This is a genomic window from Paracidovorax wautersii (genome assembly GCF_031453675.1).
GTDB lineage: Bacteria > Pseudomonadota > Gammaproteobacteria > Burkholderiales > Burkholderiaceae_C > Paracidovorax.
Window position 1 is genome coordinate 1,459,304 of record NZ_JAVIZX010000001.1, and the last position, 13,052, is coordinate 1,472,355.

The 13,052-nt window shown below is 71.7% G+C and carries 12 protein-coding genes; 10 read left to right on the top strand and 2 right to left on the bottom strand.

Annotated features, from left to right (window positions below; translation table 11 throughout):
• Positions 1-72: 72 nt before the first annotated feature.
• The 10 genes from QE399_RS06735 to QE399_RS06780 all read left to right on the top strand — a co-directional run bounded on the left by QE399_RS06735 (position 73) and on the right by QE399_RS06780 (position 10,737).
• Positions 73-1,311: a GGDEF domain-containing protein gene (locus tag QE399_RS06735; protein WP_309827382.1), complete on the top strand. Its 1,239-nt coding sequence runs from the start codon at positions 73-75 to the stop codon at positions 1,309-1,311.
• Positions 1,312-1,384: 73 nt separating this feature from the next.
• On the top strand, positions 1,385-2,881 hold the full coding sequence (locus tag QE399_RS06740) for a M20 family metallopeptidase (RefSeq protein WP_309827383.1): 1,497 nt from the start codon (positions 1,385-1,387) through the stop codon (positions 2,879-2,881).
• A gap of 556 nt (positions 2,882-3,437) precedes the next feature.
• Positions 3,438-4,541, top strand: a complete 1,104-nt coding sequence (gene ubiU, locus QE399_RS06745) for a ubiquinone anaerobic biosynthesis protein UbiU (protein ID WP_309827385.1) — start codon at positions 3,438-3,440, stop codon at positions 4,539-4,541.
• Positions 4,542-4,588: 47 nt separating this feature from the next.
• Positions 4,589-5,551 carry a ubiquinone anaerobic biosynthesis protein UbiV gene (ubiV, locus tag QE399_RS06750; protein ID WP_309827387.1) on the top strand — a complete coding sequence of 321 codons (963 nt, stop codon included), beginning with the start codon at positions 4,589-4,591 and terminating at the stop codon, positions 5,549-5,551.
• 56 nt (positions 5,552-5,607) lie between these two features.
• Positions 5,608-6,153, top strand: a complete 546-nt coding sequence (gene ubiT / locus QE399_RS06755) for a ubiquinone anaerobic biosynthesis accessory factor UbiT (protein ID WP_309827388.1) — start codon at positions 5,608-5,610, stop codon at positions 6,151-6,153.
• Positions 6,146-6,577 (top strand): putative zinc-binding protein, encoded by a 432-nt coding sequence (locus QE399_RS06760; RefSeq protein ID WP_309827389.1) that lies wholly within the window; start codon positions 6,146-6,148, stop codon positions 6,575-6,577. The genes ubiT and QE399_RS06760 overlap by 8 nt, the downstream gene beginning before the upstream one ends.
• A complete protein-coding gene (locus tag QE399_RS06765) occupies positions 6,570-7,175 on the top strand; it encodes a UbiX family flavin prenyltransferase (protein WP_309827391.1) in 606 nt (201 codons plus the stop codon). The genes QE399_RS06760 and QE399_RS06765 overlap by 8 nt, the downstream gene beginning before the upstream one ends.
• Before the next feature lie 66 nt (positions 7,176-7,241).
• Positions 7,242-8,726, top strand: a complete 1,485-nt coding sequence (gene ubiD / locus QE399_RS06770) for a 4-hydroxy-3-polyprenylbenzoate decarboxylase (RefSeq protein WP_309827393.1) — start codon at positions 7,242-7,244, stop codon at positions 8,724-8,726.
• A gap of 182 nt (positions 8,727-8,908) precedes the next feature.
• Complete coding sequence (locus tag QE399_RS06775; protein ID WP_309827395.1) at positions 8,909-10,294, top strand: RAD55 family ATPase; 1,386 nt, start codon at positions 8,909-8,911, stop codon at positions 10,292-10,294.
• Between the two features lie 14 nt (positions 10,295-10,308).
• Entirely contained in the window at positions 10,309-10,737 is a 429-nt protein-coding gene (locus QE399_RS06780; RefSeq protein ID WP_309827397.1) for a response regulator, read from the top strand.
• A gap of 73 nt (positions 10,738-10,810) precedes the next feature.
• Here QE399_RS06780 and QE399_RS06785 read toward each other — a convergent pair whose 3' ends face one another.
• Together QE399_RS06785 and QE399_RS06790 are read right to left on the bottom strand one after the other, a co-directional pair.
• Positions 10,811-11,578 carry an SOS response-associated peptidase gene (locus QE399_RS06785; protein ID WP_309827399.1) on the bottom strand — a complete coding sequence of 256 codons (768 nt, stop codon included), beginning with the start codon at positions 11,576-11,578 and terminating at the stop codon, positions 10,811-10,813.
• A gap of 97 nt (positions 11,579-11,675) precedes the next feature.
• Positions 11,676-12,854, bottom strand: a complete 1,179-nt coding sequence (locus QE399_RS06790; RefSeq protein WP_309827401.1) for a diguanylate cyclase — start codon at positions 12,852-12,854, stop codon at positions 11,676-11,678.
• Between the last annotated feature and the right edge of the window lie 198 nt (positions 12,855-13,052).

Sequence of the window (13,052 nt, forward strand, 5' to 3'; positions counted from 1 at the left end):
GCGCCAGTGCCCGGGCGGTACCGGCGGCGTGCACCGCCTCAGCCCGCCCCTCTCCCGCTCCCTTTCCCGCGCATGCCATCGCTTCTGCACCTGCCGACCTTGCTGCTGACGACCGTCGTCGCCTCCGTGGTGATGGCGCTCGGCCTGCTCGTCGTCGGCTCGGACCGGCGGCGCGAGGGCGTGGGGCTGTGGGCCGCCGGCCTGCTGATGCAGGCGCTGGCCTATGTGCTGCTGGCCGGGCGCGGCCGGCTGCCCGACATGGTGTCCATCGTGGTGGCGAACGCGCTGCTGTCGGGCGTGTTCGCGTGCGTGCTCGGCGCGGCGTTCCAATTCCGCGGCAAGCCGCTGCCCTGGGCGCGGATGCTGGTGCCGGTTGCGGCGACCATCGTGCTGTTCATCGTCTACATCGACAACTACGTCGCGCGGCTGGTGATCGCGGGCGTGGTGTTCCCGGTGCAGCTGGCGCTGCCGTTCTGGGAGCTGTGCCACCGCGGCCGGCATACGGTGGGCCGCGGCGCCTGGCTGGTGGGCGTGGGCCTCTTGCTGCAGCTGGTGGTGCTGGTGGTGCGCGCCGTCATGGCGGCCACCGGCACCATGCCGCTGGAGAGCCTGCTGCAGGACAGCATCGCCCAGCACGTCACCTTCCTGGCCACCTTCATCACCGTGCAGGCTTCGTCCTTCGGCTTCGTGCTCATGGCCAAGGACCGGGCGGACGAGGCCAACCGGCGCATGGCGGCACTCGACCCGCTGACCGGCGTGCCCAATCGCCGCTCCACCATCGCCGCGCTGGACCGGGACATGGCGCGCGCCTTGCGCACGCGCGAATCGCTGGCGCTGATGATGGTGGACATCGACCATTTCAAGCGCATCAACGACGAGCTCGGCCACCTGGCCGGTGACCAGGTGCTGTGCCATGTGGTGCAGGTCTTGGGCCAGCGCCTGCGCTCGCAGGACATGATCGGCCGCTACGGCGGCGAAGAGTTCCTGGTGTTGCTGCCCGACACCTCGCTCGCCGGGGCGCTGGAGCTGGCGCGCCAGCTGTGCAGCGCGGTGGAGCAGTCGCCGCTTCAGGTGCAGGGCCGCGCGGTGGCCGTGACGCTGAGCATCGGCGTGTGCGGCGGGCGCCCGGAACCCGGCGACAGCTGGGACATGCTGATCGCCGCCGCCGACCGGGCCATGTACCGGGCCAAGGCCGCCGGGCGCAATCGCGTCGAATCCGCCGGCAGCCTGCATGCGCCGGGGATGGCGCAACCCGCCGGGCTGCACGACAATCCCGAGACCCACCCCACCACGGCCCCCCCGGGCCCGTGACCCGGCAGCAGGCGGCCTCCGCCGACCGCGCGGGACCACGGCCGGGAGACGCGCCAGTCGCCAAGGAACCGCCATGAACGCCCGCACCGCCCCCGACCTGTTGCAGCCCGCCGAAGCCCTGGCCCACCTCAGCCGGCAGTGGGACGACGACATCGTGCGCCAGCTCACCGACTACATCGCCATCCCGGCCAAGTCGCCCGGCTTCGCCCCGGACTGGGAGCAGCTCGGCTTCCTGGACACCGTGCTGCGCAACGCCGCCCAGTGGGTCGAGGCGCAGAAGGTGGCCGGCCTCACGCTGGAGATCGTGCGCCTGCCCGGCCGCACGCCAGTGCTGTTCTTCGAAGTGGCGGGCACGCAGCCGCAGTCCAGCCAGACCGTGCTGATGTACGGCCACCTGGACAAGCAGCCCGAATTCGAAGGCTGGCGCCGCGATCTGGGCCCGTGGACGCCCAAGTACGAAGACGGCAAGCTCTATGGCCGCGGCGGCGCGGACGATGGCTATGCGGTGTACGCCAGCATCGCGGCCGTGCAGGAACTCAAGCGTCAGAACGTGCCGCACCCGCGCATCGTGGGCCTGATCGAGACCTGCGAGGAAAGCGGCTCGGGCGACCTGCTGCCCTACATCGACCTGCTGCGCTCCCGCATGGGCGAGGTGGCGCTGGTGATCTGCCTGGACAGCGGCGCCGGCAACTACGACCAGCTGTGGCTCACCACCAGCCTGCGCGGCATGGCCAGCGGCACGCTGAAGGTGGAGATCCTCACCGAAGGCATCCACTCCGGCGACTCGTCCGGCCTGGTGCCCTCGTCGTTCCGCATCATGCGCCAGGTGCTGGACCGGCTGGAGGACAGCAAGACCGGCCGCCTGCTGCCTGCCAGCTTCCACTGCGAAGTGCCGGCCGACCGGCTGCAGCAGGCGCGCGCCACGGCCGCCATCCTGGGCGAAGAGGTGTACCGGCGCTTCCCGTGGGCGCATTACGACTGCGGCGGCTCCACGGTGTTCGCGCTGCCCACCACCACCGATCCGACCGAGGCGCTGCTCAAGCGCACCTGGGAGCCCACGCTGAGCGTGACGGGCGCCGAGGGCTTTCCTGCGCTCAAGGACGCCGGCAACGTGCTGCGCCCCTACACCGCTTTCAAGCTCAGCCTGCGCCTGCCGCCCCTGGTGGATGCCGCCCAGTGCGTGCAGGAGATGAAGGCGCTGCTGGAAGACAACGCGCCTTACCAGGCCCGGGTCACGTTCGAGGGCGGCGGCGCCGCCAGCGGCTGGAACGCGCCGGCCATCGTGCCCTGGTTCGAGAACGCGCTCAACGCCGCCAGCCGCGCGCACTTCGGCGCCTCGTGCGGCTACATCGGCCAGGGCGGCACCATTCCCCTCATGAACATGCTGAGCCAGGGCTTCCCGAAGGCGCAGATGATGGTCTGCGGCGTGCTGGGACCCAAGAGCAATGCGCACGGCCCGAACGAGTTTCTGCACGTGCCCTACGCCAAGAAGCTCACCGCTGCCGTGGCGCAGGTCATCGCCAGCCTGCCCGCCGACGGCGCACTGGCGCCTGCGGCGGTGGGCGCCTGAGCCTGCAGTCGCTGCGGCGCTGACCGCAGGCCGCAGCCCGAGGGCCGGGCCGGGCCACGGCGCTCCGCGTCGGCGGCGCTGTGCCCGCCGCCCCGCGCGGACGCGGCCTTCCTCGCATGCCACTCCGCGCTTTGGCGCAGGGCCTGTTCCTTCCCCCGGCCCCGCGAGGCCTTTGGCATGATGCGCGTGAGCGCCGCCCGCGGCAGGCGCGTCGTGCGGGCGCCCGGCCCGGCCGGGACGCCCGTGACCTTCGTCAATACGGTGCCGGTGGCCTGGATCGGCTCCATCTGATGCTATATAAATAATAGCTATTGACCGATGGCAGGACTGGGCTGTGGCCGACATCGCCGCGGCGACGTGCGCCGGAATTCTGTCCGCCGGTTGATAAATGTCAGCGGCCGCCCGGTGGCCCCGCCGTAAGGTGCGAGCCATGGCGCCCGCATGCCATGACGCCGGGGCCGTGCCGGGGCCGCGTCCATTGGCACGTGCGCCGCGGCCTCGTGCCCGGCCGCCTGCGATGGCCCGCCTTCCGGGCCAGCAACGATGGTCCTGACCCATGTCCTCCTCCACCCTGATTGCCCCGGTCGCGGGCGATGTTGCCGGCGCCGGCGCCGTGCCTTCTGCCCCGGTGCTGCCGGCCACCGCGGCTGCGCCGCTGCGCCCCGACCTCGTCTGCCCGGCCGGCAGCCTGCCCGCGCTGCGGGCCGCGGTGGACCATGGCGCCGACTGCGTGTACCTGGGCCTGCGCGATGCCACCAACGCGCGCAACTTCGCCGGCCTGAACTTCGACGACGCCGCCATTGCCACGGGGATCCGCTATGCGCACGACCGCGGCGTGAAAGTGTTCATGGCGCTCAACACCTACCCGCAGGCTTCCAATCCCCAGCCCTGGCGCGAGGCGATGGACAAGGCCGCGGGCATGGGGGCCGACGCGGTCATCCTGGCCGACCCGGGCCTGATGCAGTACGCCGCCCACAGGCACCCGCAGCTGCGGCTGCACCTGTCGGTGCAGGGCTCGGCCACGCATGCCGAGGCGATCAACCTCTACCGCGAGCAGTTCGGCATCACGCGCGCCGTGCTGCCGCGCGTGCTGTCGGTGGAGCAGGTGCGGCAGGTGATCGACCGCACGCCGGTGGAGATCGAGGTCTTCGGTTTCGGCAGCCTGTGCGTGATGGTGGAGGGGCGCTGCGCCCTCTCCTCCTATGCCACGGGCGAGTCGCCCAACACGCATGGCGTGTGCTCACCCGCCAAGGCCGTGCGCTGGCAGGAGACGCCGCGCGGGCTGGAGGCGCGCCTGAACGGCGTGCTCATCGACCGCTTTGCCGAAGGGGAAAGCGCCGGCTACCCCACGCTGTGCAAGGGGCGCTTCGACGTGGGCGACGAAAGCAGCTACTACGCCATCGAGGAGCCCACCAGCCTCAACACGCTGGCCCTGCTGCCGCAGCTGATGAAGGCCGGTGTGCGCGCCATCAAGATCGAAGGCCGCCAGCGCAGCCCGGCCTATGTGGCCGAGGTCACGCGCGTGTGGCGCGAGGCGCTGGACCACTGCGCCGCGCAGCCGCAGACCTACGTGCCGCGCGCCGGCTGGATGGGCCGCCTGGAGCAGGTGGCCGAGGGCCAGCAGCACACCCTGGGCGCCTACCACCGCCCCTGGAAGTAGCGCCGCGCCGGCCGACCCTGCCCCGTTGCCCGCCCTGGAGACCCACGATGCACCCCTCGAACGACTTCGCCGACACCCTGCCCTCGCCCCCTCCTGCCGTCCCGTTGCTGGCGCTGGGCCCGCTGCTGTACTACTGGCCGCGCCAGGAGGTGCTGCGCTTCTACGCGGCCATGGAGGCGCTGCCGCTGGACGTGGTCTACCTGGGCGAGACGGTCTGCTCGCGCCGCCACGAGCTGCGCCTGAACGACTGGCTGGCCATCGCCCAGCGCCTGAAGGGCGCCGGCAAGCAGGTGGTGTTGTCCACGCAGGTGCTGATCGAATCCACGGCCGAGGCCACGGCCCTGCACCGCATCGTGGAGAACGGCGAGTTCCTGGTCGAGGCCGGCGACATGGGCGCCGTGCACCGCCTGGCTGGGCGCATGCCCTTCGTCGCCGGCATGCACCTGAACCTCTACAACCCCGCTGCGCTGGCGTGGATGGTCGGGCTGGGCGCCACGCGCTGGGTGATGCCGCTGGAGATCCCGGCCACCGAACTGGCCGTGCTGCAGGCAGCGCGCCCGCCCGGCCTGCAGACCGAGGTGTTCGCCTACGGCCGCATGCCGCTCGCGTATTCGGCCCGGTGCTTCACTGCGCGCCACCGCAACCTGCCCAAGGACGACTGCCGCTTCAGCTGCCTGCAGCACCCGGACGGCATGACGCTGCGCACACGCGAGAGCGAGGCCTTTCTGGTGCTCAACGGCACGCAGACGCAATCCGCGCGCGTGTTCAACCTGGTCGACGAGATGGACGCGCTGTGCGCCCTGGGCGTGGACGTGCTGCGCCTGAGCCCGCAGGCCGAGCACATGGAAGAGGTCGTGCGCCTCTTCGACGCGGCCCGCCAGCGCACCGTGGCGCCTGCCGAGGCGCTGCGGCAGATGCAGCCGTGCATGCCCGACCTGCCCTGCAACGGCTACTGGCACGGCCAGCCGGGGCTGGAGCAGGGCCGCACCCCCGCGCCGCTGGCGGCCTGACCGCCCCTCGCCATCTCCCTTCCACCCGCACTGCCGCCATCTCCGCACGCCACACCATGCCCCACGCTCCTGCCGCCTCCTCCACCCCGGCCCCCTCGCCCCATGGCCTGCCGCAGCCGCCGCTGCGCATTCCCGCGCCGGTGGGCCGCCTGCTGTCCCACCTGCCTGCCTATCCGGGCTCGGTGCTGCTGGTCACCGCGCTCAACGGGGCACTGGCCCGCCATCTGCCGCCGGATGTGCGCGCCCTGCTGCTGCACCGGCGCCTGCGCGTGGAAGTGCGCGATGCGCAGCTGGCGTTCGACTTCGCCTGGGCCGGCGGGCGCTTCACCGCCTGCGCGCCCGGCCCGCAGCCGGACCTGACGCTGCGCGCCTCTGCGCACGACTTCGTGCGGCTCGCCCAGCGCAAGGAGGACCCGGACACGCTGTTCTTCAGCCGCCGCCTGGCGATGGAAGGCGACACCGAGCTGGGCCTAGTCGTCAAGAACGCGTTGGATGCCCTGGAGCTGCCCGTGCTCGATCCGCTGCAGTGGACGCCGGCCCGCGTGCTGCGCCGCTGGCTGGACGGCGGTGCGCAGGCCGGCCGGGGAGGCCGCGATGCCTGATGCTGCCGATGCGCCCCGGGCCCGCGCCGCCCTTCCCCTGGTGTATGCCTGCTCGGGCTGCTCCAGCGCCGCGCAGCTTGCCAACCACGTCGCCGTGCAGCTGGACCGCCGCGGCGTGGCCGAGATGTCGTGCATCGCCGGCGTGGGGGGCGACGTGCCCCACCTGCTGCGCATCCTGGAGGGCGGCCGTCCCGTCATCGCGCTGGACGGCTGCCCGCTGGTGTGCGTGGCCAGCAGCCTGGCGCGGCACGGCCGCACGGCCGACCGGCACTACCAGCTGCAGCGGCACGGCGTGAAGAAGCGGGCGCACGAGGACTTCGATCCGGCGCAGGCCCGCGCCGTGTACGACACCGTCGTCGCCGACCTGGCGCGGGAGCCGCTGGGCGACGCGCATCCCGCTGCGCAAAGGCTCCGCCATGGCTGAGCCGCTGCCCCTGCCGCTGCGGCGCATCGTCGTAGGCATCACCGGCGCCAGCGGCGCGGTGTACGGAGCCCGCCTGCTGCAGGCCCTGCGGGCGCTGCCGGGCGTGGAAACGCACCTGGTCGTCTCCGACACCGGCTGGCGCACGCTGCGCCACGAGCGCGGCGACGCACCCGACGAGGTGCGCGCCCTGGCCCATGTGGTGCATGACGTGCGCGACCTGGGCGCCAGCATCGCCAGCGGCTCGTTCCCCGTGCACGGCATGGCCGTGGCGCCCTGCTCCATGCGCACGCTGGCCGCCATCGCCCATGGCCTGGCGGACAACCTGCTCACGCGCGCGGCCGACGTCACGCTCAAGGAGCGCCGCCGCCTCGTGCTGCTGGCGCGCGAGACGCCGCTGCACCTCGGGCACCTGCGCAACATGGTGGCGGTGACGGAGATGGGCGCCATCGTCTGCCCGCCCGTGCCCGCCTTCCACCTGCGCCCGCAGACGGTGGCCGAGATCGTGGACCACGGCGTGGCCCGCGCGCTGGACCTGTTGGGGCTGGACCATGCCCTGTCGTCCCGCTGGGCCGGCATGCCCTCCACCGCTGCCTCTTGACTATCAAAAGCATAGCTGTCTACGCCCGTTTAATAAGCGCTGGCCGTCTGTTTGGCTTGAAACTGCATGACCTACCGCGACCTGCGTGACTTCCTCACCCAACTGGAGGCAGCCGGCGAGCTGCGCCGCATCGCCACGCCCGTGTCGCCCCACCTGGAGATGACCGCCCTGTGCGACCGCGTGCTGCGCGCGGGCGGCCCGGCGCTGTGGTTCGAGCAGCCCACCGGCCACGCGATGCCGGTGCTGGCCAACCTCTTCGGCACGCCCCAGCGCGTGGCGCGCGCCATGGGCGTGGCCGACCTGCGGGCCGTGCGCGCGCTGGGCGAGGCCCTGGCCGATCTGAAGGAGCCCCAGGCGCCGCAGGGCGTGCGGGGGCTGTGGGCGCAGCGCGGGCTGCTCAAGACGCTGTGGCACATGGCGCCGGCGCAGTGCCCATCGCCGCCCTGCCAGGATGTGGTGTGGGAGGGCAGGGATGTCGATCTGTCGCGCCTGCCCGTGCAGCACTGCTGGCCGGGCGACGTGGCACCGCTCATCACCTGGGGGCTCACCATCACGCGCGGCCCGCGCAAAGCGCGCCAGAACCTGGGCATCTACCGCCAGCAGGTGCTGTCGCGCAACCAGCTCATCGTGCGCTGGCTGGCGCACCGCGGCGGGGCGCTCGACTTCCGCGACCACTGCGCCGCGCACCCGGGCGAGCCCTACCCTGTGGCGGTGGCGCTGGGCGCCGACCCGGCCACGCTGCTGGGCGCCGTTACGCCCGTGCCCGACAGCCTGTCCGAGTACCAGTTCGCCGGCCTGCTGCGCGGCGCGCGCACCGAGGTGGCGCCCGCGCTGGGCGTGCCGCTGTCGGTGCCGGCGCGGGCCGAGATCGTGCTGGAGGGCCACATCCGCCCCGATGCGCAGCACGCCAGCGGCTGGCAGCATGCGCTCGAAGGCCCTTACGGCGACCATACCGGCTACTACAACGAGTGCGCCGAGTTTCCCGTGCTCACCATCGACCGCATCACCCTGCGGCGCGGCGCGCTGTACCACAGCACCTACACCGGCAAGCCGCCGGACGAGCCCGCCATGCTGGCTGTGGCTATGAACGAGCTGTTCGTGCCGCTGCTGCAGCGGCAGTTTCCCGAGGTGGTGGACTTCCATCTGCCGCCCGAGGCCTGCAGCTACCGCATGGCCGTGGTCAGCATCCGCAAGGCCTATGCGGGCCACGCGCGGCGCGTGATGATGGGCGTGTGGAGCCACCTGCGCCAGTTCATGTACACCAAGTTCATCGTGGTGGTGGACGAGGACATCGACGTGCGCGACTGGAAGGAAGTGGTCTGGGCCCTCACCACCCGCGTGGACCCGGCGCGCGACACGCTGCTGGTGGAGCACACCCCCATCGACTACCTGGACTTCGCCTCGCCGGTATCGGGCCTGGGCAGCAAGATGGGGCTGGACGCCACGAACAAATGGCCCGGGGAGACCACGCGCGAGTGGGGCCGGCCCATGCACATGGCGCCCGATGTGGCGGCGCGCATGGACGCGCTCTACCAGCAGCTGGGGCTGTGACGGCGCGCGGCCGCGGGCCCTGACCCGCCCGCCGCACACGGCGTAAGTTGTACTAAAGTACACGCCCGCATCCGCCGGGGGCCAGCGGGCGGGGCGGGCCCATCCGCCCTCCGCCCGTGCCTGCGGACGCCGCCGGCCTGCGCCCAGCGCGCCGGCTTTGTTCCAACCGACTCCACAACAGCATGAAACGACTGCCTACCCTGGTCGAAGGCCTGGACGACATTCTTCACGGCGGGCTCTTCGAAGGCGGTGTCTACATCTTCGAGGGCCCACCCGGCGTCGGCAAGACGACGCTGGCCAACCAGATCGCCTACACGCTGGCGCGCCGCGGCGGGCGCACGCTGTACCTCACGATGCTGGCCGAGTCCCATGCGCGCATGCTGCAGCACATGGAGCAGCAGGTCTTCTTCGACCAGCAGGAGGTGGGCTCCACCGTCTTCTACATGAGCGGCTACCGCGAGCTGGACAGCGGCGGCCTGCGCGCCGTGGTCGAGCTGGTGCAGGGCGAACTCGCCCGCCACCAGGCCACGCTGCTGGTGATCGACGGCTTGGTGGTCGACAACCTGGCCTCCACCGCCAACGATTCCGTGCGGCAGTTCGTGCACGAGCTGCAGAGCCTGGTGAGCGTCATGTCCTGCACCTGCCTGGTGCTGACCAGCGGCCACAGCAACGTGCTGAGCGCCGAGCAGACCATGGTGGACGGCATCTTCACCTTCGAGGACCACGGCTTCCACTGGCGGGCCGAGCGGCGCGTGCACGTGCGCAAGTTCCGCGGCAGCCAGATCCTGCGCGGGCAGCACACCTTCTGCATCTCCATGCAGGGCTTGCAGTTCTTCCCCCGGCTGGAAAGCCTGCCGCTGGTGGGCGCCAATGCCCGGCTCGGCCAGGGCGTGCTGTCGACCGGCCATGCCGCCATTGATGGTGTCCTACACCAGCCGGGTTTCCTGTCCGGCAGTGCCACGGCGCTGATCGGACAGACTGGCTCCGGCAAGACCAGCCTGGGGCTGGCGTTCGCCACGGCGGGCACGCCGGAAGCGCCGGCCCTGTTCCTGGCCTGCACCGAGCTGGGCGGCGACCTGCGCCGCCTGGGCTCCGAGGTGCGGGTGGATGTGGAGCAGGCCCAGCGTGCCGGCGCCTTGACGATCAAATCACTGGCGCACGAGGATGAATCGATGGACGAGTTGGGCCACAAGCTGCTGCGCATGGTCGATGAGCTGAAGGTCCGGCGGCTGGTGGTCGATGGCCTGGCCGGGCTGGCCGACACCCTGGCCTTCCCCGAGCGCGGCTACCGCTTTCTGGGCCGCCTGCTGCACGAGCTGCGCCGCCGCGAGGTGACCTCGGTGTTCACCATCGATCCCGACGCGCTGGCCGCTGCCGCCGGCACGCCGCTGGCACCCGGCGTGGCGGGCTGGTTCGACAACGTGCTGGAGTTCGCCGCCGTACCGGAAGGCGAGCGGCGGGTCGACGTGCGGCCCCTCCACATCACCAAGGTGCGGGGCGGGCGCGCCCGGCAGCCTTCGGTGGACCTCTACCTCTCGTCGCCGCAAGCCGTGGCTCCACCCCCCTGAACAAGGTGCGCCTGATGAAACTGATTCTGGTTGTGGAAGACGAGTACGGCAACGCCGAGGTGCTGCAGATGCTGCTCGAAGCGGAGGGCTTCCGCGTGGCGCTGGCCTCCAACGGCAAGGCGGCGCTGCAGCTGCTGGCCGAGGGCGAGAAGCCGGCGCTGATCCTGTCGGACTTCATGATGCCCGTCATGACGGGCGGCGAGTTCGGTCTGGCCCTGCGCGGCGACCCGGCGCTGGCGCGCATTCCCTTCGTCTTCATGAGCGGCACGAACGAGGAGGTGGTGCGCCGCGCGTTCGCCGACTACGACGCCTTCGTCGTCAAGCCCATCCAGTTCGCGGCCCTGTCGGTGGTGCTGCACCGCCTGATCGCGGAGGGCCGGCCCAGCGCATCCGGCGCCTCCAACCGTCCGGTGCCCCTCGCGCGGATCGAACCGTCCCGCTAGGGATCCTCGCGGTACGTGCGCCCGCCCGTCCGGGCTCTGGCCATCCGGCTCGCGCGCTGCCGGGCGGTCCGGCTCAGCCCAGCCAGCCCTTGGGCACCTTGTCGGCCTTGTGCTCCACCGGGTTCGCGGTGAGCGACTGGGCCGGGTAAGGGCGCAGGAACTCCTTGGCCTTGGCCACCGGGGTGCTCAGCCAGGCGGCGTGGGCGCCTTCGCCCAAAATCACCGGCATGCGCCTGTCGGCGCCCGGCGGGCCGTAGCGGTTGAGCAGCCCATGCGCCTGGGCGCTCACCGTGATCAGCGCATAGCTCAGCAGCACCTCGCCATCCGGCCCCTCCCAGCGGGCCCACACGCCGGCCACGCCCATGGGCGCGCCGTCCACGCGCGCGATGCGCGTGGGCACGGCCTTGCCGCTGCGCCAGTCGTCTTCGTAGAACGACTGCATCGGCACGATGCAGCGCTGCCCGTTCAGCCACGCATCGCGGAAGGCCGTGCCGGTGGAGACGGTATCGGTGTACGCGTTGACCAGCTTGGGCGCGCGCAGCCGGCCGTCCGACGCCGATTTGACCCAGTGCGGCACCAGGCCCCACTGCGCCGCGATCAGTTCGCGCGGCTGCCCGCCAGGCGGGGCGGCGGGCGCCTCCGCGGGCTGCGCTGCATCCGCCGCGGCGCCATCAGGCCCGGGCTGCGGCGTGTGCGAGGGCACGGGTACGGGCACGGCCCGCAGCATGAACCCGGTGCCGCGCGGCTTGATGTGGCGCGCGCCGGGCTCCTGCGGGGGCGGCACCTTGAACACATCGGCGTAGGCGGCCGTGGCGGGGAGGGCTTCGTATCGGGCAGTCATGCGCGCATCGTAACGGGCCCGGGCGGCGTTTGGGGTCAAATAGGCCCGTGGCGCTTGATGGTCAAGCGCGTGCAGCTATTAAAGTGATAGTGGTTCGTCAGGCCGGGGCGGGCGCGCTTGCGGGGCCGCCGGCCTGGTGCCAGACGATGCAGTCGCGCCCCTGCGCCTTGGCCGCATACAGCGCGCGGTCGGCGTGTTCCAGCGTCTGGTCGATGGTCTGGCCGGGCTGGTACCGGGTGACGCCGATGGACACCGTCATGCGGATGGGCGGGCGGCCCGGTCGCTCCATGCGCTGCGCGGCCACGGCCCGCCGCACGCGCTCCAGCAGGTCCGCCGCGTCTTCCGGCCGGGTGTTGCAAAGCATCAGGATGAATTCCTCGCCACCCCAGCGCGCCAGGGCGTCCGAGCCGCGAACGCACTGGCGCACGGTGTGGGCGAAGTTCTGCAGCGCCGCATCGCCCACCGCATGGCCGTGGGTGTCGTTGATGGTCTTGAAGTGGTCCAGGTCGAGCTGGGCCAGCAGCAGCGGTTGACCGCTGCGCTCGGCGCGCAGCATCTCCATGCGCATCATCTCCAGCATGTAGCGGCGGTTGGGCAGACCGGTCAGGTCGTCGTGCGTGGCCAGCTCGCGGATCTGCTCCAGCGCCTGGGCCAGCTTCTCCCGCTGGCGGCGCAGGTGTTCCCGCGTGGCCTGCACGCGGCGGGTCAGGAAGGTGCTGCTGAGCAGCACCACCACGATGATGATGCCGTAGGCCACCGACAGCGCGCGGGAGTGGCCGGGCTCCTGGCGCAGCTCCACCACGATCCACGCCAGCCCGAACACGCCCAGCCCGTAGACCAGCACGCCCAGCATCTGCCGGGGCGTGAGGCCGAACATGCCGAACATCATGATCACCGCCAGGATCGGCGGCGTGATGCCGCGCGCCTGCCCGCCAATGGCGTAGGCCACGGCATTGCAGGCGATGGCGTAGAGGATCTGGACCAGCGTGAGAGACGGGTCGCTGAAGCGCGTGGAGTATCCGGTGCGGATGGCCGCCAGCACCAAGGTCAGGCCGAGGGCGCTGGCCAGCGTCCACCAGAGCACGTGCGTGCGGTTGGCCATGCCGGCGGCCGCCACGATGTGCATGGCGATCATGCAGCCGGTCATGAGCAGCGCTGCCAGCCCGGCCATGGTCACGCGCAGGCGCTGGCGCCGGTCGGTGCCCAGCAGCGCGTCCATGAGCCGCCGCAATGCGCTGCTGCGGGGCGTGCCGGCATCGGCGGCTGCGTGGTTCACGCGGATCCCTTTCCCTGGTCAGGAGGTGTCTTCTTGCACCGCGCAGGCGGGAGGCCGCCCGGCCAAGGGTGCCGGACTGCCACGCGGTGTTGTCTCACCACAGATTCTAGGGACGAGCGGCAGTCCGCAGAGGCTCCTGCGTGTCAGCGCACACCGCAAAACAGGGAAAACCCCGCCTTTCCGCCAGGCGGGCCGTCT